The 21,488-nt window shown below is 61.7% G+C and carries 21 protein-coding genes and 1 tRNA gene; 9 read left to right on the top strand and 13 right to left on the bottom strand.

All coding sequences use genetic code 11. The features are described from left to right. The first annotated feature begins 57 nt into the window (after positions 1–57). The 3 genes from ade (at position 58) to Q7V03_RS15865 (ending at position 4,135) form a co-directional block, all read left to right on the top strand. Entirely contained in the window at positions 58–1,758 is a 1,701-nt protein-coding gene (gene ade / locus Q7V03_RS15875; RefSeq protein WP_304926569.1) for an adenine deaminase, read from the top strand. A gap of 293 nt (positions 1,759–2,051) precedes the next feature. Then, a complete protein-coding gene (locus Q7V03_RS15870; protein ID WP_304926568.1) occupies positions 2,052–3,371 on the top strand; it encodes an aspartate aminotransferase family protein in 1,320 nt (439 codons plus the stop codon). Then, positions 3,368–4,135, top strand: coding sequence for a pyrroline-5-carboxylate reductase dimerization domain-containing protein (locus Q7V03_RS15865; protein ID WP_304926567.1), 768 nt, complete (start codon positions 3,368–3,370; stop codon positions 4,133–4,135). The genes Q7V03_RS15870 and Q7V03_RS15865 overlap by 4 nt, the downstream gene beginning before the upstream one ends. Before the next feature lie 65 nt (positions 4,136–4,200). On the opposite strand, the gene ureG is transcribed toward Q7V03_RS15865, so the two are convergent. The 10 genes from ureG to Q7V03_RS15815 form a co-directional block, all read right to left on the bottom strand. Continuing rightward, on the bottom strand, positions 4,201–4,821 hold the full coding sequence (gene ureG / locus Q7V03_RS15860) for an urease accessory protein UreG (protein WP_304926566.1): 621 nt from the start codon (positions 4,819–4,821) through the stop codon (positions 4,201–4,203). Next, positions 4,818–5,459, bottom strand: coding sequence for an urease accessory protein UreF (locus Q7V03_RS15855; RefSeq protein WP_304926565.1), 642 nt, complete (start codon positions 5,457–5,459; stop codon positions 4,818–4,820). Before Q7V03_RS15855 ends, ureG begins: the two co-directional genes overlap by 4 nt. Further along, positions 5,452–5,934, bottom strand: a complete 483-nt coding sequence (locus tag Q7V03_RS15850; protein WP_304926564.1) for an urease accessory protein UreE — start codon at positions 5,932–5,934, stop codon at positions 5,452–5,454. Before Q7V03_RS15850 ends, Q7V03_RS15855 begins: the two co-directional genes overlap by 8 nt. Positions 5,935–5,937: 3 nt before the next feature. Next, complete coding sequence (locus tag Q7V03_RS15845; protein ID WP_304926563.1) at positions 5,938–6,585, bottom strand: hypothetical protein; 648 nt, start codon at positions 6,583–6,585, stop codon at positions 5,938–5,940. 66 nt (positions 6,586–6,651) lie between these two features. Next, positions 6,652–8,358, bottom strand: a complete 1,707-nt coding sequence (ureC, locus tag Q7V03_RS15840; RefSeq protein WP_304926562.1) for an urease subunit alpha — start codon at positions 8,356–8,358, stop codon at positions 6,652–6,654. Further along, positions 8,358–8,663 (bottom strand): urease subunit beta, encoded by a 306-nt coding sequence (locus Q7V03_RS15835; protein WP_304926561.1) that lies wholly within the window; start codon positions 8,661–8,663, stop codon positions 8,358–8,360. Before Q7V03_RS15835 ends, ureC begins: the two co-directional genes overlap by 1 nt. A 10-nt stretch (positions 8,664–8,673) precedes the next feature. Beyond that, positions 8,674–9,231 (bottom strand): HupE/UreJ family protein, encoded by a 558-nt coding sequence (locus Q7V03_RS15830; RefSeq protein ID WP_304926560.1) that lies wholly within the window; start codon positions 9,229–9,231, stop codon positions 8,674–8,676. Positions 9,232–9,240: 9 nt separating this feature from the next. Then, a complete protein-coding gene (locus Q7V03_RS15825) occupies positions 9,241–9,543 on the bottom strand; it encodes an urease subunit gamma (protein ID WP_304926559.1) in 303 nt (100 codons plus the stop codon). 9 nt (positions 9,544–9,552) lie between these two features. Further along, entirely contained in the window at positions 9,553–10,368 is an 816-nt protein-coding gene (locus Q7V03_RS15820) for an urease accessory protein UreD (RefSeq protein ID WP_304926558.1), read from the bottom strand. A 167-nt stretch (positions 10,369–10,535) separates the two neighbouring features. Next, positions 10,536–11,534: a LacI family DNA-binding transcriptional regulator gene (locus Q7V03_RS15815; RefSeq protein ID WP_304926557.1), complete on the bottom strand. Its 999-nt coding sequence runs from the start codon at positions 11,532–11,534 to the stop codon at positions 10,536–10,538. 145 nt (positions 11,535–11,679) lie between these two features. Here Q7V03_RS15815 and Q7V03_RS15810 point away from each other — a divergent pair, with 145 nt between their 5' ends. The 3 genes from Q7V03_RS15810 to Q7V03_RS15800 all read left to right on the top strand — a co-directional run bounded on the left by Q7V03_RS15810 (position 11,680) and on the right by Q7V03_RS15800 (position 13,575). Next, positions 11,680–12,261, top strand: a complete 582-nt coding sequence (locus Q7V03_RS15810; RefSeq protein WP_304926556.1) for a hypothetical protein — start codon at positions 11,680–11,682, stop codon at positions 12,259–12,261. A gap of 153 nt (positions 12,262–12,414) precedes the next feature. After that, complete coding sequence (locus Q7V03_RS15805) at positions 12,415–13,176, top strand: DUF6478 family protein (protein WP_304926555.1); 762 nt, start codon at positions 12,415–12,417, stop codon at positions 13,174–13,176. 24 nt (positions 13,177–13,200) lie between these two features. Next, positions 13,201–13,575 (top strand): hypothetical protein, encoded by a 375-nt coding sequence (locus tag Q7V03_RS15800; RefSeq protein WP_304926554.1) that lies wholly within the window; start codon positions 13,201–13,203, stop codon positions 13,573–13,575. Positions 13,576–13,649: 74 nt separating this feature from the next. Here Q7V03_RS15800 and Q7V03_RS15795 read toward each other — a convergent pair whose 3' ends face one another. Continuing rightward, positions 13,650–16,070: a glycoside hydrolase family 3 protein gene (locus tag Q7V03_RS15795; RefSeq protein ID WP_304926553.1), complete on the bottom strand. Its 2,421-nt coding sequence runs from the start codon at positions 16,068–16,070 to the stop codon at positions 13,650–13,652. Positions 16,071–16,298: 228 nt separating this feature from the next. Here Q7V03_RS15795 and Q7V03_RS15790 point away from each other — a divergent pair, with 228 nt between their 5' ends. Beyond that, positions 16,299–18,302: an NADPH-dependent 2,4-dienoyl-CoA reductase gene (locus Q7V03_RS15790; protein ID WP_304926552.1), complete on the top strand. Its 2,004-nt coding sequence runs from the start codon at positions 16,299–16,301 to the stop codon at positions 18,300–18,302. A gap of 67 nt (positions 18,303–18,369) precedes the next feature. Here the strand turns inward: Q7V03_RS15790 and Q7V03_RS15785 are convergent, their stop codons facing one another. Next, positions 18,370–18,936, bottom strand: a complete 567-nt coding sequence (locus tag Q7V03_RS15785) for a glutathione peroxidase (protein ID WP_370651144.1) — start codon at positions 18,934–18,936, stop codon at positions 18,370–18,372. A 251-nt stretch (positions 18,937–19,187) separates the two neighbouring features. Next, positions 19,188–20,219 (bottom strand): LacI family DNA-binding transcriptional regulator, encoded by a 1,032-nt coding sequence (locus Q7V03_RS15780; RefSeq protein ID WP_304926551.1) that lies wholly within the window; start codon positions 20,217–20,219, stop codon positions 19,188–19,190. A gap of 336 nt (positions 20,220–20,555) precedes the next feature. On the opposite strand from Q7V03_RS15780, the gene Q7V03_RS15775 reads away from it, so the two are divergent. Together Q7V03_RS15775 and Q7V03_RS15770 are read left to right on the top strand one after the other, a co-directional pair. Then, positions 20,556–20,632 (top strand) — tRNA-Arg (locus Q7V03_RS15775). A 104-nt stretch (positions 20,633–20,736) separates the two neighbouring features. Beyond that, positions 20,737–21,435, top strand: coding sequence for a potassium channel family protein (locus Q7V03_RS15770; RefSeq protein ID WP_304926550.1), 699 nt, complete (start codon positions 20,737–20,739; stop codon positions 21,433–21,435). Positions 21,436–21,488: the final 53 nt, after the last annotated feature.

Below are 21,488 nucleotides of genomic sequence, written 5' to 3'. Positions count from 1 at the left end.
AATTCCGCACTGGACGAAGTCTCTGGCATAAGCTTCCCTATTCAAAAGGAGATTACCATGCCAAAAGCAGCATTGTCCGACCGAATTGATCAGGGCCGCGGGGTGGTGCCCGCCGATATCGTGCTGAAAGGTGGCCGCGTCTATGATCTGATCAGCGGCGCATTGGTGGCCTCTGACGTGGCGATCTGCGGTGATTGCATCGTCGGGGTGTTCGGTGACTATTCGGGCAAGGTCGAGATTGATGTTTCGGGTCAAATCTTGGTGCCGGGCTTCATCGACACGCATCTGCACATCGAATCCTCGCTGGTGACGCCGTTTGAATTCGACCGCTGCGTAAGTCCACACGGCGTCACCACCGCCATTTGTGACCCGCACGAAATCGCCAATGTCTGTGGGTTGATCGGGATCAATTACTTCCTTGAAGCTTCCTCCCGCACCCTGATCGATATCCGCGTCAACCTGTCGTCCTGCGTGCCTTCGACCCATATGGAGACGACGGGCGCGCGGTTGGACGCTGCTGATCTGCTGCCGCTGATGGATCACCCGAGGGTGATTGGGTTGGCGGAATTCATGAACTACCCCGGCGTTTTGTTCAAAGACCCCGGCTGCATGGCCAAGCTAGAGGCGTTCCAAGGCCGCCACATCGATGGCCACGCGCCTTTGCTGTCAGGCCTCGACCTGAACGGCTATATCGCGGCAGGGATCAGGACGGAACACGAGGCGACGTCTTATGACGAGGGGCTGGAAAAGCTGCGCAAGGGGATGCGGGTGCTGATCCGGGAAGGCTCGGTGTCGAAGGATCTGCACGCGTTGGTGGGGCTTTTGACCGAGCGCCATGCGCCGTATCTGTGCTTTTGCACCGATGACCGCAACCCTTTGGATATCGGCGAGCATGGCCATCTGGATTACATCATCCGCACTGCGATTGCTTTGGGGGCACCACCTTTGGCGGTGTATCGGGCGGCGAGCCTGTCGGCGGCAGAGGCGTTCGGGCTGAAGGATCGCGGTTTGATCGCTCCGGGAAAACGCGCGGATATTGCGGTGATCGACAGTCTGGAAAGCTGCTGCGTGGCGCGGGTGTTTACGGGCGGCGTTGAAATCACCGACGCGGCCTTTGCCGCGCGGGATCTGATCCCCGAGGTGGCGCGCCATTCAGTGAAGGCACCGTTGATTGAAGCGCATCACTTCCGCACCGGCGGTAATCGGGTGGAAACGCCGGTGATCGGGATTTTGCCGGGCAAGATCATCACCGAGCATCTGACCTTTGATATCGCCCCCCAGGATGGCGACAAGCGGCCTGATATTGCCCGCGATCTGGTGAAGATCGCGGTGATAGAGCGGCACGGGGCGAATGGGAACAAGGCCACTGGGTTCGTGAAGGGGTTCGGGTTAAAGCGCGGCGCGATTGGCTCGACGGTCTGCCACGATCACCACAATATCGCGGTGGTGGGGGCGGATTACGATGATATGGCGCTGGCGGTGAAACGCCTGGGCGAGATTGAGGGCGGGTTTGTGGTGGTGGAGGCGGGGCGGGTTCTGGCGGAATTGGCGCTGCCTGTGGCGGGGTTGATGAGTTTGAATTCGTTCGAGGCTGTGCGGGCGGATTTAGTGGCCCTGCGGGCGGCGGCGGTATCGTTGGGGGTGACGCTGGAGGAGCCGTTCTTGCAGCTGGCTTTCCTGTGCCTGCCAGTGATCCCGCATCTTAAAATCACCGATCATGGCATGGTCGATGTGGATCGGTTTGAGGTGATGCCATAACGGGTCCCAACTCGGGACCTTTTATTGTTGTTTTATAACAGTGGCTTGGGGTGGGTGTTTTAACGGATTTTTAACGATTGCGCCTGTTGATGCCCCGGGGCGCTGCCCAAACCGCATTTGCGCGCCAAAGCGGTTGGACCCCGGGATATTTGGGCAATGTGAAAGGGGCAAGCAAACCGGGCTTGCAGATGAGGCAAAATGCATTGGCAAAAATGCGCCGATGCGTGTCGGTGCTGGTGTTGCGCGCCGTGGAGATTGCGCGCGATAGTTTGGCAGTTTCGGGAGGATCGCAGATGGCCAATACATCGCAGACATTGTTTGAACGTGGGATGAAGGTGCTGGTCGAGGGGGTGTCTTCGGCCTCACGCGGGCCTGCGACCTTTGGCGGGGCGCCGCGCTATATGAGCCACGGCGCGGGGGCGCGGCTTTATGACGTCGATGGGCGGGAATATATTGATTGGATGATGGCATTTGGCGCGTTGCCTTTGGGCCATGCGCATCCGGCGATTGTCGAGGTTGTCAGCCGCGAGATCCTGCGCGGCAGTCATTTCGCCACCGCGTTGGAGGTTGAGGTTGAGGTGGCGGAGATCCTTGTCGGGATGCTGCCGCATGTCGATAAGGTGCGCTTTGCCAATACCGGGACGGAAGCCTGCATGGCGGCGTTTCGGTTGGCGCGCGGCCATACCGGGCGGCGCAAGATTATCAAGTTTGAGGGGCATTATCACGGCTGGGCGGATAACGTCTTGCTCAATACCAACCCGATGCCTTTGGCGGCATTGGGGCATCCGAATGATCCGATCCGGATTTGTGACAGCTCGGGGATACCGCCCGAGGCGCAGGCGGACACCATTGTGGTGCGCTGGAATGACGTGGAAGCGCTGGAGCGGGCGATGGCTTTGCACGGGGCTCAGACGGCCTGCGTTGTCACCGAAGGTGTCATGTCGAATATGGGGGTGATCCCGCCGAAACCGGGATACCTCATGCGGATGCAGGAGCTGTGCCAGCAGCATGGCGCGCTGTTTTACCTGGATGAGACGGTGACGGGGTTTCGCCTGGCGGCCGGGGGGTGTGCGGAACTCTACGGGCTGACGCCCGATATCGTCACCTATGGCAAGGCCTTGGGGGGCGGTTTGCCAATGGCGATGATCGGCGGGCGGGCGGAAGTGATGGCGGGCCTCGAATGGGGAAAAGTGCTGCATTTTGGCACCCATAACGCCGGGCGGTTGGCGCTGCATGTCACCAAGGTGATGTTGCAGACCATGCTGGCGGATGATCAGTCGGGATTTCGCCGCATCAAGAATTTGGGCAAAGCGATGGCGGATGAGGTGCGCAAGGTCGCCAAACATTCGAACCGGCACAAGATCGTGGTGCAGGGGGTGAATTCGATGTTCCAGATCTTCTTCACCGATCTGGAGGCGGTGACGGATTACCGTGATTTCTGTGGCCATGTGGATCGGGCGAAGTTTAGGGATTTTGCGCTGCGGCTAATGGATAAGGGCATCTATATGAACCCCTCGGCGACGCTGCATTCGCTGTCGTCGGTGGTGCATACCGAGGCGGATATTTCGGCCACCAGTGCGGCGATGGCGCAGGTGTTGGAAGAAATGCCATGAAGATCGGCATCTTAGGCATTGGGCATCTGGCGGAATATCTGGTGCGTGGGGCGAACAGGGCGCAGTCTGGGGGCGTGGAGTTTGTGCTCAGCCCGCGCTCGGGTGACAAGGCGGCGCGGCTGGCGGAGACGTATCGGTGCAGCGTGGCGGAAAGCAATCAGGCTGTGGTCGATCAGTGCGAGATGGTGCTGGTCTGTCTGCCTGCGGCGACCGGGCTTGTGGTGCTGGAGGCTTTGCAGTTTCGCGACGGACAGTCGGTATGTTCGGCGATGGCGGGGGCGTCTTTGGCCGATCTGACGGCAGCGGTGGCCCCGGCTGAGGCGTTCTGTGCAATGATGCCGGGGTTTGCCAATGCGTTTTCGTCGGGACCGTCGTTGCTCTATCCCGGCGATGCGGACTGGGAGGCGTTTTTGGCGCTGCTTGGCCCAGTGCACCGCTTTGCCGACCCGCAAGCGTTTGAGACAGCGGCGGTGTTTGGCGCAATGTCCGGCGCGTCGATCTTCCTGTTGCGGCATCTGGTGCGCTGGTATGAACGGCAGGGGTTGGATGCGGTGACGGCGCGGGCCTTGGTGGCTGAGACCTTTCGGGGCAATGCCGAGGTGTTGTTGCAGGCCGAGGCGGGTTTGGATGAGATCGCGGTGGGGGTCACGACCAAGGGTGGGATTACGGAACAGTTGGTGGGGGTGCTGGAGGCGCGCGGGGCACTGGCTGCTTGGGATGAGGCGATGGATGGTGTGCTGACGCGGATGGTGCCGGGGCGCTAGGTCTGCTGGGGGTGTGCTGGCGGTAAGGTTGGCGTTTGAGTATTTCGAAAAGAGCAATTTGGCGGTCAGGTTAGGATCAAGCCGCCTTCGCGTTCCAGAAAGGCCACCACATCGTCGATGCCCATGCCATTGCGCAACTGCGCCAGCACATAGGGGCGATGGGCGCGGGCGGTTTTGGTGTCGGATTCCAGCAGCGCCAGATCGACGCCAACGTAAGGCGCGAGGTCGGTTTTGTTGACCACCAGCAGGTCAGAGCGGGTGAGGCCGGGACCACGTTTGCGCGGAATGTCTTGGCCTGCGGCGGTGTCGATGACGTAGATGGTGATGTCGGCGAGTTCCGGCGAGAAGGTGGCGGCAAGGTTATCCCCGCCGCTCTCGATCAGGATCAGGTCAAGGTCGGGGAAATTCTGGCGCAGATCTGCGATGGCGGCGAGATTGATGCTGGCATCCTCGCGGATCGCGGTATGTGGGCAGCCGCCGGTCTCAACCCCGCGGATGCGGGCAGCGGGAAGGACTTGGGCGCGGGTCAGGTAATCGGCGTCTTCGCGGGTATAAATGTCATTGGTGATCGCGGCCATCGAGCAGCGCTTGGCGAGGGCGCGGCAGAGATGTTCGGTCAGCGTGGTTTTGCCCGCGCCCACCGGGCCGCCGATGCCGACACGGAGAGGACCGTTTGGGTTGCTCATGTGCGGAAGATCCTAACAGGTAAAGTTTCGTGGCGCATTGCCGCGATATCGGCGCGGAGGGCGCTGGAATGCAGCGCCGACAGCGGCGCTTTGACATATTCGGTGGCGAGGGCGATGATGCGGGGCGCGAGGCGGGCCAGCACTTTTTGGCCGTCGGTCTGACCCAGCGGCACAAAGCGCACGGCGGCGGAGGTGAGTTGGGCGGCCAAGCCTTGCAGCCAGAGGGTGAGGACTTCGGTGGTGCTGACGTTGAGCGCGGCGGTCGCGGCACCCACGGCGATGGGGTAGGGTCGGGCGGGGTGATTGGTGACTGTGATGGCGCTGATGGCGAGGGCGAAGGCGCGGCCTTGTTCTTGCAGCTCGGTGACACGCTCGGCGCTGGGGGCGAGGGCGAGAATCAGATCGGTCAGCCCTGCCAGATCGGCAACCGGTTTGCGGGCATGGGCGAGCATGATCGCGTCAATCCGGCCCGAGCCGTGGCGCAAGATAGCGGCGATCCACGCTTCCAGATCGGCGGCGGTTTTGATGTCGCCGTCGGTGATGGCGACCTCAAGCCCTTGGGAATAGGCGAATGCCCCGATCGGGAAGGCGGGGGAAAGCCACTGCACAAGGCGGAGGCGGTCGGTTGCATCAGCCATGCGCGGCCCCGAAGTTCAGTGCGAAATGACCAGCGGGGCCGTGATCATGGCCCATCGTGCGGCCATGACCATAGGCACCACCTTCGGGGCGGAAGGCGGCGATGTGCAGGGTGAGGGTTGCACCGAGGCCCTTTAGCATTGCTTCAATCACCGGATCACGGCGGATCACCAGATGGTCGCCCATCACCTGACAGGGTGTGTGGCGGTTGCCAATATGCCATGCGAGACGGGCCAGATTGCCCGTCACCCGCACCACGGGTTCCTCGGCCGCAACCACGGCGACCTTGCGGCCATCGTCAAGCAGAAAGGCATCGCCATCTTCCACCGAAATCGTTTCGGCCAGATCAACCATGAAGCTGTCGCCACTGACGCAGGTCAGGCGTTTGCGGCGCAGGAAACGTTCGTCATAGGACAGGATCACCCGATCTATCGCGCCATCGGTGGCATTTCGCAGCAAGGATCGGGCGGGCAGCATGGGTTAGCCTTTCGGGGTCAGTGAGATCAGGCCAAGGTCGCGGCTGGCGTCGCCGTTGCGGTCAACCACTTGAGTTTCCAGCCCAAAGCCGAGGTCGGGAAAGTAAACCCAACGGCGGGTCAGGTCGGTGGTTTTGTTGCGAAACACCGCCTCGACGGTTTGTACGCGATAGCTGCAGCCGGACAGCTTGGCGGTGGCTTCCGCCATGAAGCGGTAGTTGACGCTGTAACTGGTGCGGTCGCGTTGCGAGATCGCAACCGGGCCAAGTTTGAACCGAACGGCCTGCGCGCCACGCTCGGTTACGGTGGTGTCCCATGTCGTGCCAGCCTGCGGCATTGGCGGTTGGGTGGCAAACCTATAGCTGAACGTCCCGCCGGGCCCGCCCTCGGCTTGATAGGTGTCAGTCGGCACCCATGTCCATTCGGCATCGTAAATCCCCAGCCACGACTCGCGCTTATCCTGCCAAGCGGTGTTGGAATTCACTGCATAATCAATGGCAAAGCGTTTGCCTTCGGTGTGGATAAGGCCTTGGCGGCCATCCTGACGCGTGAAGCTGACGCCATTTGCAAGGCTGGCGGGCGTCACACATTCGGCCAGCGCGGGGCTGGACAGGCTAAGGCAAAGCGCTAGCGCGCGGGTCAGGGTCAGCATGGCAACCTCACTGTTGATCTGAGGTTGTTATACTGCGTTGGGCGAAGATGCCTCATCCCAAAACCGTTAAAACAGGAAATAGCGCTGCGCCAGCGGCAGTTCGCTGGCGGGTTCGCAGGTGAGCAGTTCGCCATCGGCGCGAACTTCGTAGGTTTCGGCGTTGACGGTGATCTCGGGGCGGGCGTGGTTCAGGATCATATCGCCCTTGCCAATCGTGCGGGTGTTTTTCACCGCCAGAATGGTCTTGCCGAGGCCGAGTTTGCCGCCCACATCATCGGCCAAAGCTGCTTGGCTGACGAATGTGGCGGTGCTGGCGTGCATCGCTTTGCCCAAAGCGCCGAACATGGGGCGGGAATACATCGGCTGCACCGGGATTGATCCGTTGGGGTCGCCCATCTGCGCCATCGCGATCATGCCGCCCATCAGCACCATCTCGGGCTTGGCTCCGAAAAACGCCGGGTTCCACAGCACGAGGTCCGCCCGTTTGCCGGGCGCGATGCTGCCGATATGCGCCGAAACCCCATGGGTGATCGCCGGGTTGATGGTGTATTTCGCGACATAGCGGCGGGCGCGCAGGTTGTCGTTGGCTCCGGTTTCATCGGCCAATCGGCCCCGCTGGACTTTCATCTTGTGGGCCGTTTGCCAGGTGCGGATGATCACCTCGCCAATCCGGCCCATGGCTTGGCTGTCCGACGACAGGATCGACAAGGCCCCCATGTCGTGCAGGATGTCTTCCGCCGCAATCGTCTCGCGCCGGATGCGGGATTCAGCGAAGGCAACATCCTCGGGGATGGATTTGTCGAGGTGATGGCAGACCATCAGCATATCCAGATGTTCCTCCACCGTGTTGCGGGTGTAGGGCATCGTCGGGTTGGTGGATGACGGGATGATGTTGGCGTGACCGACCACGCGCAGGATATCGGGGGCATGACCGCCGCCCGCGCCCTCGGTATGAAAGGCGTGGATGGTGCGGCCCTTGATCGCCGCCAAGGTGTTCTCAACAAAGCCGGATTCGTTCAGCGTGTCGGTGTGGATCATCACCTGCACGTCCATATCGTCTGCGACCGAAAGGCAGCAGTCGATGGCGGCGGGGGTGGTGCCCCAATCTTCATGCAGCTTCAGCGCGCTTGCCCCGGCCTTGACCATTTCCACCAGACCTGCAGGCTGGCTCGCATTGCCCTTGCCGGAAATCCCGAAGTTCATCGGGATAGAGTCCAGCGCCATCAGCATCCGCCCGATATGCCACGGGCCGGGGGTGCAGGTGGTGGCCAAAGTGCCATGCGCGGGGCCAGTGCCGCCACCGAACAGGGTGGTCACGCCGGAATGAAGGGCATCCTCGGCCTGCTGCGGGCAGATGAAATGAATATGCGCATCCATGCCGCCGGGGGTCAGAATGCGGCCTTCACCGGCGATGATCTCGGTGGAAGGCCCGATGATGATATCGACGCCCGATTGGGTGTCCGGGTTGCCCGCCTTGCCGATCTTGTGGATCAGGCCGTCACGCAGGCCGACGTCGGCTTTGTAGATGCCAGAGTGATCAAGGATCAGCGCATTGGTGATCACGGTATCCACCGCGCCGCCCGCGCGCGGAATTTGGCTTTGCCCCATGCCATCGCGGATCACCTTGCCGCCGCCGAATTTAACCTCCTCGCCATAGGTGGTCAGATCGCGTTCAACCTCGATGATCAAGTCAGTGTCGCCAAGCCGGATACGGTCGCCCGTCGTAGGGCCATACATGGCGGCATAATCGGCGCGGGCGATGCGTGTGGCCATCAAAGATCTCCCATCACGGCAGCATTAAACCCGAACACCCGGCGCAGGCCGCCGTAGGGGGTCAGGCGGACTTCGCGGGATTGGCCGGGCTCGAACCGCACAGCGGTGCCTGCGGCGATATCCAGGCGCATGCCGTGTGCGGCTGTGCGGTCGAACGACAGGCCGGGGTTGGTTTCGGCAAAGTGGTAGTGGCTGCCGACCTGCACAGGACGATCCCCGGTGTTGGCGACCATCAGGGTGATGCTGGGTTGGCCTGCGTTCAGCTCAATCGTGCCTTCGGCGGGAAAGACTTCTCCGGGGATCATCGCGGCCCCCTTACGCGAAGGCGAGCGCGAAGCCCGCCAGTACAGTTGCTCCACCCAAAGCGCGGGCGAGTTTGCTGTTCAGCGTCATGCCCAAAGCCAGACCCGCGCCGTGCAGCAGGGCGGTTGCCGTCAGCATAACTGCGCCAAACGCCAGCCCATTGCCGACCATTTCCGCGCCATGCGCCGCGCCATGTGCGAGACCGAACAGGCCGACCAGTGGCAAAGCCGCAGCCAGCGGCGCGCGCAAAGCCAAGGCCGCCACTGCGCCCAGCATAATAACCGAAGCGATGATTGCAGGCTCCACCGCCGCCGCAGCAGCGCCTAGGCCAAGGTTCATCGCAAAAGCCCCGCCCAAGGCCATCGCCGCCAAAAACCCCCCGGGCAGCGCCCAACGCGCCCGGCCGCCCAAGATTGCCGCCCAAAGGCCAACGCCAATCATCGCCAGCAGGTGATCGGTTCCGGTGAAAGGGTGCAGAAATCCGGCCTCAAACCCAAAGCCATGCCCCGGATGCGCCAAGGCCACCGTGGGGATCAACAGCAGGGGCAGCGCAATCAGAATACGTTTCATATGAACCTCTTAACGAATGGGGTGGTGGACAGTCACCAGCTTGGTGCCATCGGGGAAGGTGGCCTCGACCTGCACCGAAGGGATCATCGTTGGGATGCCATCCATGCATTGATCGGCAGAAATCACATGCGCGCCTGCCTGCATCAGATCGGCCACGGTGCGGCCATCGCGGGCACCCTCGACCACGAAATCGGTGATCAGGGCAATCGCCTCGGGGTGGTTCAGCTTGACGCCGCGCGCCAGACGGCCACGGGCGACCATAGCGGCGACCGAGATCAGCAGTTTCTCACGCTCTCGCGGGGTCAGGTTCATTGCGTACTCCTACATCTGCCAGACGCGGGGCAGCGGACCTGTCCGCAAAGCCGCCAGCGCTTGGGCTATTTGTTGTCTCAGTGGCCAGCCGTCGCGGGCCACAATCCGGGCGATGCATTTGCCATCCCAAGCCGAGGCGGCGGCCTCGCATCCCGGATGGGTCAGGGCAGCGCGCAGCCGTGGCAGGGCATCCTCTGCCCCCTGCGCGATCAGCGCGATCACCGCAAAACCGCGCGCTTGGCCCAGCAGCGCGGCGCTGGCATCTGCCAACACGGACGCATCCATCCGCACAGTTTCGGCCCAAATCGGGCGCCCCATCCGCCGCACCATGCGGGCATCGGTCAGCCGTGCATTTGACAGCGTTTCGCCCATCGCGTGACGGCCAAGGATCACCGTCTCTGACAGCAAACAACTGGCATCCGCCGCCAGATCGACCTGCGTGTCGCGCGCCAAATGACTGGCCTCAAACAAGATCGTCTCTTGTGGCAGCCAATCGAGATGCCCCCCCGCACCGACCTGCATCTGCACCACAGCCCGCGCGGGCGCACCCCGGCTGGCATATATCCGCTCGGCGGTCTGTGTCGTCGCCGTCACCCGACAGCCCGCCGCCAAGTCCAGCCGATAAGATAACGCATCGCCATCGGTCAGCCCGCCCGAGGTGTTCAGAAACACCACCTCTGGCATGCCCGACACCCGTGGCAGCATCGCCTTGGCCGATCCACTTTGCGCCAGATCCACCAGACGTGCACGACCGTCCAGACCGCGAAAGCTGGCGAAAGCCGCACCATGGCTGCGCTGCATTGGAAGGGCGGGGGTGGCAAGCATCACAGTCTCCTTGGCTGCGACTACACCACCACCTCTGCACTGCGAACATAAGCAGGCCGTCGATGTGCCGACAAACTGCGCATCCATAAGCCAATATGCCCATAATATAGTCATATGGCGCAAATAATGGGCGGACAGTCAAAGTATCCGCAATGCGCAAGTCTGCGCTAACGCGGCGGTGCCGTGGTGTCGCGCAGCATCAACTTAAGGGGCAACGCCGCAAGCTCTGCCACCTGTCCCGCCATCAGTGCCACCAGTTGCGTCACCGCCTGCAGACCAATCTGCCGCAGCGGTTGCGCCACCGTGGTCAAAGCCGGCAGAACATAGCGCGCCTCTGGCAGATCATCGAACCCGATCACCGAGACATCATCCGGCACCGAGAGCCCCAAGCCAATCGCAGCATGAATCGCGCCAATCGCCGCAATATCGGTGGTGCCGATCACCGCTGTGGGCCGGTTTGCCACGCTGCCCTGCCGCAGAACCGCCACCGCCAATTCGCGGCAGGCATCGAAATCATGCGTTGGCCCCAAAACCACCTGCGCGGTCAAGCCTGCCTCGGCCAGACGCTGCGTCGCGCCCTGCACCCGCGCTTGCACCGGGGGGCTGTGCTGTGGCGCGCCAATCACCGCAAAGTGGCGATGCCCCACGCTTAGCAAATGCTCGGCCATCATCCGGCCGCCAGCCAGATGATCTGAGGCCACGCTCTGCACCGCCAAGCCCGGCAAAGCCCGGTCGACCGCCACGATCGTTATCTTTGCATCGACCAGCCGCTGATACGGCGTGCTGTCTTCCTGCACGCTAGCCACGAGCACACCATCGACCTGCTGCGACAGCAGCATCGAGACGTAGCGCGCTTCTTGATCGGCGCTTTCATTGGTGCAGCAGATCAGCGCTTGCAGGCCGCACCGGAACAGTTCTTGCTCGATCACCTGCGCCAAGATGCCAAAGAACGGCACGTCCAGCGCCGGCAACACCACCCCCACCATCTGACTGCTGCCGCTGCGCATCCGCCGCGCGTTGGCGTTCGGCGTGAAGGCAAGGGCTGCAACCGCCCGCTTCACCCGCGCTCGCATCGCCGCACTGACATAGCCGCTGTTATTAATCACCCGCGATACCGTCATCACCGAGGCCCCGGCCTGTTTGGCGATGTCGCGAATGCTGGTCATATGGTGTGTGCGCCCCGCAGTCGAAGGTGCCGTTCTGGGCTGGCAACATATCCGGCTTGTGTCAAAGCTATCGCGGCTTTATCGCTTTGCACAACATCTTCTCACATCCACACCCCCCCCCGCTGCCAGACCGGAGCCTGACCCGATGCAGACCCTGATCCGCCTTTCCGCTGTGCTGGCGATAGCGTTGGCGCTGGCCAATTGTCAGGTCGGCTCTGGCTTTACCTCATCGCGCGCAGCCCCGGTGCTGGGGGGAGCGCTGCAAATCGGCGTGCCGCCCAGCTATTGCATCGACGGCAAGGCCAGCCGCGAGTCCCGCGACACTGCCGTTATTCTGATGGGGCGGTGTAGTGATGCGATGAAGGCTATCCCGGCGCTGATCACGGTGTCCATCGGGCAGGGCGGCTCGGCGGGGGTGATGACCGCTGGCGGTCAGGCGCTGGCGGCGTTCTTTGCCTCACAGCAAGGCCGCGCCACGCTGGCACGTTCGGGGCGCGCGGGGGATGTCAAAATCATCGCCGCTTTGAGCGCGGGCGATGCGTTTTTGCTGCATCTGCAAGATCGCAATGTCGGCGAATATTGGCGCGCGGTGATCGGGGTGAAGGCGCGATTGGTCACCCTGTCGGCGACCGGCACCGATGAAGTGCGGCTTGACCCTGTAGAGGGCCGCAAAATCCTTGAAAAAGCCTTGGATGCCCTGCGTACTGCCAACAAAGCGCCGGTATAAAGCCTTACCCGCCGCAGAACGCGACAGTTCTTGGCAAATCGTCCTGCTTTAGGGTGGAGTATTAAGATTTTTGCAGCGATAACAGCATAGTTTCCATATATTCAACAATGGCACCCGCAAGGGAAAGCACAGGACGGTTTCATGGCGGGGCGAATGTCAGGGTTGGTTGATCGGCTGTTGCACAAGCGCGCGTTGCGCCGCTGGGGTGATGCTGCCGACAAAGCGCCGGCCACCGATCTTGACGGCTTGCGCGGGATGCGCAGCCGCGCCCGTGCTCTGCGCCGCAATCTGGATCGGGTGATCCACGAGGCCGACCACCGCCTTGCTTTGCCGGTGATCGGCTCCAACATCATCCGCAAATTGCTGGGCACCGATTGGGCGTGGCGGCCCGAGTTGTGGAAGGGCTCGATCCCGGTGCCGGGGTTCGCTTCTGTGCCCGGCAAGGCCCCGATCTACGACGGGGCGACGATTTTCCACGACTGCCGCCGCTCGGAACTCACCGTCCGCCAGATTCGCAACACCCGCGAGGCCGACATTGCCCCCTTTGGCTTTCGCATGGATGTGTTCCGCTTTGACGGCTCGTTCCTGTCGCTGGTGGTTGATCTGCCGGAAGACGCCGCGCGCGGCTTGAAGCAGAACCACATCATCCGCATGGATGTGATCGTCGAGATGGAAAAGCCGCTGGAAATCTTCGCCCGGCTGAACATCAAACACGGCCCCAACATTGAACAAATCGTCCGCGAATTGCCGCTGAACGAGGAGGAGGTGATGGTTGAATTCGACCTCGCCTATTCCAAGATCAACGAAAAGCGGGTGGAAAAGCTCTGGGTTGATCTGATCTTCGAAGGTCCCGAGATGAACCAGATCATCCTGCGCGATGTGACATTCTCGCGCCGCCCCCGTGCCGAACTTTGACCCACGCCGAACTCTGAGGTTTTGATGCCCGACACCACACTCACCAAAACCCGCATCCGCGCTGGCATCTGGGAAGGCGTGCTGACCGGCACCTCTGGCATCCCCGTTTTGGACGTGCAGCACCTTGAGCAAGCCATCGCGGGCGTCACCGTGGCGGCCATCCCTGAACGCCCCGGTGAATTTGCCGTGCAAGTGCCGATCCCGGCGGAACTGCTCAGCGAAGGCGTGCAAACCTTCCTGATCCGCAACCGCGGCACCGGGCAAACCTTGGCACATTTCACCATCATCACCGGGGTGGCGATGGAAGACGATGTCCGCGCCGAGTTAGACCTGCTGCGCGCCGAGTTGGACATGCTGAAGCGGGCGTTCCGCAGGCATTGTCTGGAAACCACGGTGTAGGCCAACCATCTGATTTTGAAAGATTGCTGCGCAGCAAAACCGCAGCATTATCACCGCTTCGCTGCGCAGCAAGATCACACCGCCAGCACCGCCGCCGCAACCGTCACCGCGCCCTTCAACGGCAAATCCACCGCAGATTGCCCAACCTCGACGCCATAGCGCCCGGCTTCCACCACCCAAGCCCGCCGCTTCACGCAGAACCACGCAAAGTCGCGCGCCGTCAATCCCAGCACCAGCCGCCGTTCCGCGCCAGCCGCCAGTGCAACCTTGACAAATGCTTTCAACTCGCGCGCAGGCCGCGCCACAGCACTGGCCGCCGGGGTCACATAAAGCTGCACCACCGTACTGCCTGCCTGCGCCCCGACATTGCGCACCGTCACTGAAACCTCTGTCCCGTCCACCGTCAAATCCGCCAGATCAAACCGCGTGTAGGACAGCCCGAAGCCAAACGGGAACAGCGGCGGCACCCCGATCAAGTCGGCATGGCGATAGCCAATAAACACGCCCTCCTCATAGCGCACCCGGCCCTCCAGCCCCGGATAGATCTCGGGGTCCTGTGTCTGCGTCACGCCATCCGACCAACGGGCGGGGAATGTCTGCGGCAACCGTCCGCCGGGTTCCGCGCCCAACAGCACATCGGCAATCGCATTGCCCGCCTCTTGTCCGGGATACCACGCCTGCAAAACGGCAGCGACTTCGCCCAGCCAAGGCATCTCGACTGGCCCTCCGGTCTGCAACACCACCACGGTGTTCGGGTTCACCGCCGCCACCGCCGCGATCAGTTCCGCCTGCCGCCCCGGCAAAGCGATCCCCGGCAGATCGGCGCCCTCGGTATCCCAAGACGCATCGCGCCCGACGAACAGCACCGCCACATCTGCACGCGCCGCCACCGCAACCGCCTCGGCAATCTCGGCATCGCCAGAGGGCAGACCCAGACCCACCGCCAAGGCCGAAAATGCCAAAGAGCCCGAGGCTTTCGAGGCAAACTCGATTACGATGTCATAGCTTTGCCCCGCCAGCATCGGCAGATCGGTCAGAACCTCGTCGCAGCCTTCCTCGAAAAACGTCGTGCCACGCGTCCAGCTTTGCCAAGCCTCAACCACTTCAACCCCGTCGACAAACACCCGCGCCAGTCCCGCTGCGCGCAAGCCCAACCGCCACACCCCTGTCGCCGTCGCCTCAAACCGCGTCGAAATCCGTGCCGAGAAATGTGCGGCATCGACGCCGCCCTTCAACGGACCGAACCAGAATCCAGTCGCCTCGGGCAGTTCATCGATCGCCGCAGGCTGGCCCGCAAGTTCACGATTGAAAAACATTTCCATTCTTAATGGGCCCGGCAAGGTCGGCTGGAATTTACCATTGTCGCAGCCATAAGCATAGTCCACCGCGACCCCGGCAGCGATCAGCCCGTCATAGGGCGATACCCGGTAATGCGCGTTCAACTGCGCCGATCCGCCGCCCATAATCTGCGCCAGCTTGGCATTCGGCCCAATCACCGCCAGCTTGCCCCCGACAAGCGGCAACACCCCCTCATTCTTCAACAAAACTGCCGCTTCCGCCCCGGCACGCCGGATCAAAGCCCGGTGTTCGGGGCGATCATCGGCGCGCTCCGCCCATTCGGAATGATCTTCCAACGCCCCCGTCCGCGCCATCAAGCGCAGCACGTTCAGCGCGCGTTCACGCACCAGCTCTGCCGAAACCTCGCCCGCCTCTACCGCTGCAATCAACTTTTCCCCGCGGTCACGCGACGGCCCCGGCATCTCTAAATCCAAACCCGCTTTGACCGTTTCAACGGTGGAATGGCTGCCAAACCAATCTGACATCACCACTCCGTCAAAGCCCCAATCGCCACGCAGCACGTCGTTCAGAAGCCATGCATGTTCGCTGGTGAAAATTCCGCCCAAGCGGTTGTAACTGCTCATCACCGCCCAAGTGTTCGCCCGCTTTACCGCCGCTTCAAATGGCACCAGATAAGCCTCGCGCAGGCTACGTTCATCAATTTCGGACGAGATTGAGGTGCGCTCGATCTCTGATTCATTGCCGACAAAATGCTTGATCGTCGCGGCCACCCCCTGCGCTTGCAGCCCGGTGATATACCCGACCGCAAGCTCTGCCGTCAGGATCGGATCTTCCGAATAACACTCAAAATTCCGGCCATTGGTCTGGCTGCGCTGGATGTTCACCGTCGGCGCCAGCAGCACATGCGCGCCTTTCGACTTCACTTCCTCGGCCAAAGCACCGCCGATTTCGCACAGCAAATCCGGGTTCCACGTTGCCCCCAGCGCGATGCCCACCGGAAACGCCGCCGATTTCACCCCGCCAATCAGACTGCCACCCCCCCGCGCGCCATTCGGCCCATCGGTGACCCGCAGCTTCGGGATGTTCAGCCGCTTGATGGCCGGAAGGCTCCAGAAATCCGCGCCCGACAGCAGGCTGACCTGCTCGGCCAGCGTCATGGCATCGACAAGATTGGTGATGCGGGCGATCTGGGTCATCCTATCCTCCGGGTTGCATGCCTCAGGATTGCAGCCGAGGATGCGGGGTTGCAACGTGATTGTGCGGCGCAGTGGCAAGGCGTGAAGAAAGTGTAAATGCACCCTTGCTAACATATTGATTTTGTTTAGCGGGAAATCTGTCCGCACATGGACATCCCCCGGCGTGACGCCGCGTTTTCAATGACAAACCGCCAAATCACAGCCATCCTGCGCCAAACCCGGAGGACTATGATGCCCTATCCCCACCTGCTCGCCCCGCTTGATCTGGGCCATGTCACCCTGAAAAACCGGGTGCTGATGGGCTCGATGCACACCGGGCTGGAGGAGACCGGCGACTGGAACCGCGTCGCGGAATTCTATGCGACGCGGGCGCGCGGCGGGGTCGGATTGATGGTGACGGGCGGCATGGCCCCCAACCGCGAAGGCGGCGTTTTCCCAGGGGCGGCGGGCTTGTTCACCCCGCAGGATGTTCAGAACCACCGCATCGTCACGGATCGGGTCCACGCCGCAGGCGGCCTGATCGCGATGCAAATCCTGCACGCCGGAAGGTACGCCTATTCGAAAGACTGCGTCTCGGCATCCTCGGTCAAATCCCCAATCTCGCCGTTCCCGCCGCGCGCGCTGGATGAGGCCGGCATCGAGACACAAATTGCCGACATCGTGACCGCCGCCACCCGCGCCCGTGAGGCCGGTTATGACGGGGTCGAGGTGATGGGCTCGGAGGGGTACTTTCTGAACCAATTCCTCGTCACCCACACCAACCATCGCGCCGATCGCTGGGGCGGCAGCTTTGAGAACCGCATGCGCCTGCCCGTCGAGGTGGTCCGCCGGGTGCGCGCCGCAGTGGGGCCGGATTTCATCCTGATCTATCGCATCAGTTTGATCGACCTGATCCCGAATGGCTCGACTTGGGACGAGGTTGTCTTGTTGGCCCGCGCGATTGAGTCCGCCGGAGCGAGCATTCTGAACACCGGGATCGGCTGGCACGAGGCCCGCGTCCCGACCATCGCCACCTCGGTCCCCCGCGCCGCTTTTGCCCATTTGACCGCCCGGCTGCGGCCCGAAGTTTCCATCCCGGTGATCACCTCAAACCGGATCAACACCCCCGAAGTGGCCGAGACTTTGCTGGCATCTGGTGCCGCCGATATGGTGTCGATGGCACGGCCTTTCCTGGCTGATCCGAATTTCGTCGCCAAGGCGGCGGCAGGGCGGGCGGATCAGATCGCGCCCTGTATTGCCTGCAATCAGGCCTGCTTGGACCACACCTTTTCCGGCAAGCTGACCTCGTGCCTGGTGAACCCGCGGGCCTGCCATGAGACTGTGCTGAGCTATGATCCTGCCTTGGTTTTCAAGCGGGTGGCGGTGGTGGGGGCTGGGCCTGCGGGGATGATGGCGGCGCTGGTGGCGGCACAGCGGGGGCATCGAGTGGTGTTGTTTGACCGGGCTGATCAGTTGGGCGGGCAGTTGAATCTGGCTCGGTTGGTGCCGGGGAAAGAGGAGTTCAACGGGCTGGTCGACTGGTTTGCAGCGAGTGTCGCTGAGGCTGGGATTGAGACTCGGCTGGGAAAGGACGTTGGGGTGGAGGATTTGGGCGGCTTTGATGAGGTGGTGGTCGCTACCGGGGTGCGTCCGCGTGATCCGGGGATTGCGGGGCAAGAGCGTGGGCTGAGTTATAGGGAGGTGCTGCGGGGTGCGCCGGTGGGGCGACGGGTTGCGGTGATCGGGGCCGGGGGGATTGGCTTTGATGTCGCGGAGTTTTTGGTGGCGGGGGAACATTCGGTGACAACCCATCCCGAGCAATGGCGGCGGGAGTGGGGGGTGGGGGACCCGGCGGTGACGGCTGGCGGGCTGGCGGAGCCTGCGCCCGACGCGCCCGCCCGGGAGGTTTGGTTGTTGCAGCGGAAGGCCGAGAAACCGGGGCGGGGGTTGGGCAAGACCACGGGGTGGATTCATCGCGCGGCTTTGCAGATGAAGGGCGTGAAGATGTGGGGCGGGGTGAGTTATCTCGGGATCGAGGCCGGGGGTTTGCGGATTTCGAGGGATGGGGTCGAGGAAATCTTGGCGGTGGATCAGGTGGTGCTTTGTGCGGGGCAGGTGCCAGAGCGTGGGCTGGCGGATCAGCTTGCCGAGGCGGGAATGACCGCTCATGTGATCGGGGGGGCAGATGTTGCGGCGGAATTGGATGCCAAGCGGGCGATTGATCAGGGGGCAAGATTGGCAGCAAAATTGTAGGTCCCAACGCGGGACCAAAACAACATTGTTATTTTTCAGTAGCTTAAATAGCCATGTTCAAAGTTTGTTAAGACTTAGTCCCGGCAAGAACCGCATCCATCGCGTCTTTCACAGCGCCCATTGGCTTGGTGTTGGACCCCCAAGCCTGCACGAAATTGCCATCCGGCCCGATCAGCACTTTGTTGAAATTCCATCCCGGCACGAAACCCTGCGTGTCGCTGACCCAAGCGTAGAACGGATCGACCTCGCCTGCCGCGACATGGGCGATTGTGGTCATCGGCAGGGTCAGGGCGTAATTCAGCTCGCAGAAGTCTTTCACTTCGGAGTTTGAAGCGAATTCTTGGTTGAAATCGTCCGAGGGCACAGCCAGCACCACGGCCTTGTCGCCGTAATAGTCGGAAAGTGCCTGCAAGTCAGTGTATTGTGGGGTGTAGCCGCACATCGAGGCGGTGTTGACGACCAGCACCGGCTTGCCGCGCCATGTTGCGGTGTCGTATTTTCCGCCGTCAATCGAAGTGAACTGGAAGCTTGGGGCGGGATCGGCGGCTTGGGCCATTTGGGAAGCTCCGGGTTGCGACAGTAGCAAGGCTGCAGCCAAAACGGTGAAGATTACAAATGGGCGTTGCGGCATCATGCGGGCCTCCGATGTAGATTTATCAGAATACGCGCGTAGCGATGCATTGGATCAGTTTGAAGGTTGGATCAGTTTTGCAGAGAGACTTGGCTTGGATGGCGTCGTATTTGGATATTTGAGCGCAGAAGATGGGTCGGGCTACGACATTGGGCGCGCTCAGCGGACGATCAGTGCAATTTTAGGCGGAATTTCCGCGATTTTTGCCGTATTTGGTCTGATACTTAAGGCGTCGGCCCTGAACAAACCCAGCCTCAGCCGCGAATCGTGTCGCCTTTTTGCAGGGTTGGGAACAGCTCGATCACCTCGCCGCCGATGGTGCCAGACGAGTGCTTGCCTGCGATGATTTCGGCGGCAACGCGGCCAATTTCCAAGCGACAGGCATCCATGGTGGCCAGTTTGCGCGGCAGACCGTCGAGCAATTCAACGCCGTTAAAGCCCGCAAGGCCAATCTGCCCCGGCACGTCGAGGCCCTTGTGCAGGCAATACAGCAAGCCACCCGCGCCGATCATGTCATTGGAATAATACAAGAAATCGACCTGTGGGCTGCGGGTCAGCACGGCCTCGGTCATCTCGCGGCCTTTCAGCAGGGCAGAGCCGCCAGAGTAAAATTCACGGTCCACAAGGCTGAGACCAGCCTTCGCCAGCGCGTCTTCAAAACCTTCGAGGCGTTTGCGGGCGCGGTGATCGTGCGGCATCATCGTACCAAGGAAGGCGATGTTGCGGTAGCCTGCGGCGATGATCGCCTCGGCCATCTGACGGCCCGCGCGGCGGTGCGAGATGCCGACGGCCGAATCGACCGGAGTGCCGTCGATATCCATGATCTCGACGATCGGAATCCCGGCTTGTGCCAGCATGGCTCGGGCAGCATCGGTATGCTCTAACCCGGCGATAATCACGCCCGAGGGCCGCCAGGACAGCATCTCGTACAGCACGGATTCTTCGCGGTCTGGCGAATAATTGGTAACGCCGACAACGGGTTGCAGGCCGGTGTCTTCCAGCGTATCGGAAATTCCCGTCATCACTTCGGGGAAGACCATGTTGGACAGCGACGGGATGATCACCGCCACCAGATTGACGCGTTGGCTGGCCAAAGCACCGGCGATTTTGTTCGGCACATAGCCCAAGCGGCGGGCGGCCTCTTGCACGCGCTCGCGGGTGCTGTCGGAGACATCACCACGATTGCGCAGCACGCGGCTGACGGTCATTTCGCTGACGCCGGAGGCCTCGGACACATCGCGGAGGGTCAGAGTGCGGCGTGGTTCGAGGGTCGGGGGTTTGCTCAAGGGGAATGGCCTGTGAAATGGTTTCTTCCTTGTTATCGTCTATTCCGCCTATGTCCAAGCCCCCGTCCAAATCCTTGGCAGAACACTCCGCCGATGGGCGGGGCTGCGCGGCAGATACCTGCAAGATAATGCTTGTTCTGTGGGTGGGGCTGCGATATGTTAGCGGTAACAGCATGCGTGCTGGCGATATTCGGCGTGTCCTGCAAGCTCTCAACCTAGGCGCGACGGATCCGAGGGGGAGTGGTGGGCCAAAAGTCACTCCCCCTTAAATTCCCCTTGTTTCACTGCGCCAAGCCTGTTGCATCTGCGCAGGTTTTTTCGCATGTAGGGCTGCGTGACTCCGTAGCTCAGCCGGATAGAGCGACGGTTTCCTAAACCGTAGGCCGCGTGTTCGAATCACGCCGGGGTCACCAAATTAGATAGGCAGCATGGCGGGGCAATGGCGGAGATACGGGCAAGAGCACGACTGAGAGAGCTTTACTTTGGGCGTTCAGTGGTGGCGGTACGATTTCGCTACATGTTGCTTGCGTTCGATCTGACCACGATTGTGTTTCTGATCGCCTCGTCGTTTTCCAGCTATGGGTTTTATGTCAAACTGGTGGACGCATTGTTTGGCGTGATTATTTTGGCAGACCTTGTCGTGCGGCTGTGGCTGAGCAAGCGTCCCCTGCGCGAAATGTTACGCTTTTTTAACGTGATCGACATGCTTGTGGTGATCTCGCTGATCATGCCGTTGACCGGTGAGGCGTTTGCCTTCATGCGGGTGGTTCGGATGCTGCGGCTGTTGCAGTCGCATCAGATTTTGAAACAGTTGCGCCGCGATTTCCAGTTTTTCCGTGGCCGTGAAGGCACGATCAAGGCTGCGATCAATCTGACCTGTTTTATCTTTTTCACCACGGCGCTGGTGTTTGAAACTCAGTACGGCATAAATCCGGGTATCCGCAACTATGTGGATGCGGCCTATTTCACCATTGCGACGCTGACCACGACTGGGTTTGGCGATGTGACGCTGATGGGGCCGTTCGGCAAGCTGATCTCGATTGCGATCATGATTTTTGGCGTGTCACTGTTCTTGCGGTTGGTGCAGATGACGTTGCGGCCTATGAAGGTCGATTACACTTGCCCCCATTGCAGACTTAGTCGCCACGACCGGGACGCGGTGCATTGCAAGGCTTGCGGCAATCTGCTGGCGATTCCGGATGAGGGTATCGACTGACCGGTGCATTTGCGTTGACGGCACGGGACGGCTGCCGCGCAATTGCGACACGG

This window comes from Cypionkella sp. (assembly GCF_030652235.1).
GTDB lineage: Bacteria > Pseudomonadota > Alphaproteobacteria > Rhodobacterales > Rhodobacteraceae > Cypionkella.
The sequence above is the reverse complement of the archived record's forward strand: the minus strand, read 5'-3'. Positions and strand labels throughout refer to the sequence as shown.

Bases quoted from the DNA above. Each gene is read 5' to 3' on its own strand.
- Q7V03_RS15785 (WP_370651144.1), bottom strand. From the start codon at position 18,936: ATGATGCCGCAACGCCCATTTGTAATCTTCACCGTTTTGGCTGCAGCC.
- ade (WP_304926569.1), top strand. From the start codon at position 58: ATGCCAAAAGCAGCATTGTCCGACCGAATTGATCAGGGCCGCGGGGTG.
- Q7V03_RS15795 (WP_304926553.1), bottom strand. From the start codon at position 16,070: ATGACCCAGATCGCCCGCATCACCAATCTTGTCGATGCCATGACGCTG.
- Q7V03_RS15810 (WP_304926556.1), top strand. From the start codon at position 11,680: ATGCAGACCCTGATCCGCCTTTCCGCTGTGCTGGCGATAGCGTTGGCG.
- Q7V03_RS15800 (WP_304926554.1), top strand. From the start codon at position 13,201: ATGCCCGACACCACACTCACCAAAACCCGCATCCGCGCTGGCATCTGG.
- Q7V03_RS15850 (WP_304926564.1), bottom strand. From the start codon at position 5,934: ATGCTGCCCGCCCGATCCTTGCTGCGAAATGCCACCGATGGCGCGATA.
- Q7V03_RS15835 (WP_304926561.1), bottom strand. From the start codon at position 8,663: ATGATCCCCGGAGAAGTCTTTCCCGCCGAAGGCACGATTGAGCTGAAC.
- ureC (WP_304926562.1), bottom strand. From the start codon at position 8,358: ATGGCCACACGCATCGCCCGCGCCGATTATGCCGCCATGTATGGCCCT.
- ureG (WP_304926566.1), bottom strand. From the start codon at position 4,821: ATGAGCAACCCAAACGGTCCTCTCCGTGTCGGCATCGGCGGCCCGGTG.
- Q7V03_RS15820 (WP_304926558.1), bottom strand. From the start codon at position 10,368: ATGCTTGCCACCCCCGCCCTTCCAATGCAGCGCAGCCATGGTGCGGCT.
- Q7V03_RS15815 (WP_304926557.1), bottom strand. From the start codon at position 11,534: ATGACCAGCATTCGCGACATCGCCAAACAGGCCGGGGCCTCGGTGATG.
- Q7V03_RS15805 (WP_304926555.1), top strand. From the start codon at position 12,415: ATGTCAGGGTTGGTTGATCGGCTGTTGCACAAGCGCGCGTTGCGCCGC.
- Q7V03_RS15870 (WP_304926568.1), top strand. From the start codon at position 2,052: ATGGCCAATACATCGCAGACATTGTTTGAACGTGGGATGAAGGTGCTG.
- Q7V03_RS15845 (WP_304926563.1), bottom strand. From the start codon at position 6,585: ATGCTGACCCTGACCCGCGCGCTAGCGCTTTGCCTTAGCCTGTCCAGC.
- Q7V03_RS15825 (WP_304926559.1), bottom strand. From the start codon at position 9,543: ATGAACCTGACCCCGCGAGAGCGTGAGAAACTGCTGATCTCGGTCGCC.
- Q7V03_RS15830 (WP_304926560.1), bottom strand. From the start codon at position 9,231: ATGAAACGTATTCTGATTGCGCTGCCCCTGCTGTTGATCCCCACGGTG.
- Q7V03_RS15865 (WP_304926567.1), top strand. From the start codon at position 3,368: ATGAAGATCGGCATCTTAGGCATTGGGCATCTGGCGGAATATCTGGTG.
- Q7V03_RS15770 (WP_304926550.1), top strand. From the start codon at position 20,737: ATGTTGCTTGCGTTCGATCTGACCACGATTGTGTTTCTGATCGCCTCG.
- Q7V03_RS15790 (WP_304926552.1), top strand. From the start codon at position 16,299: ATGATGCCCTATCCCCACCTGCTCGCCCCGCTTGATCTGGGCCATGTC.
- Q7V03_RS15855 (WP_304926565.1), bottom strand. From the start codon at position 5,459: ATGGCTGATGCAACCGACCGCCTCCGCCTTGTGCAGTGGCTTTCCCCC.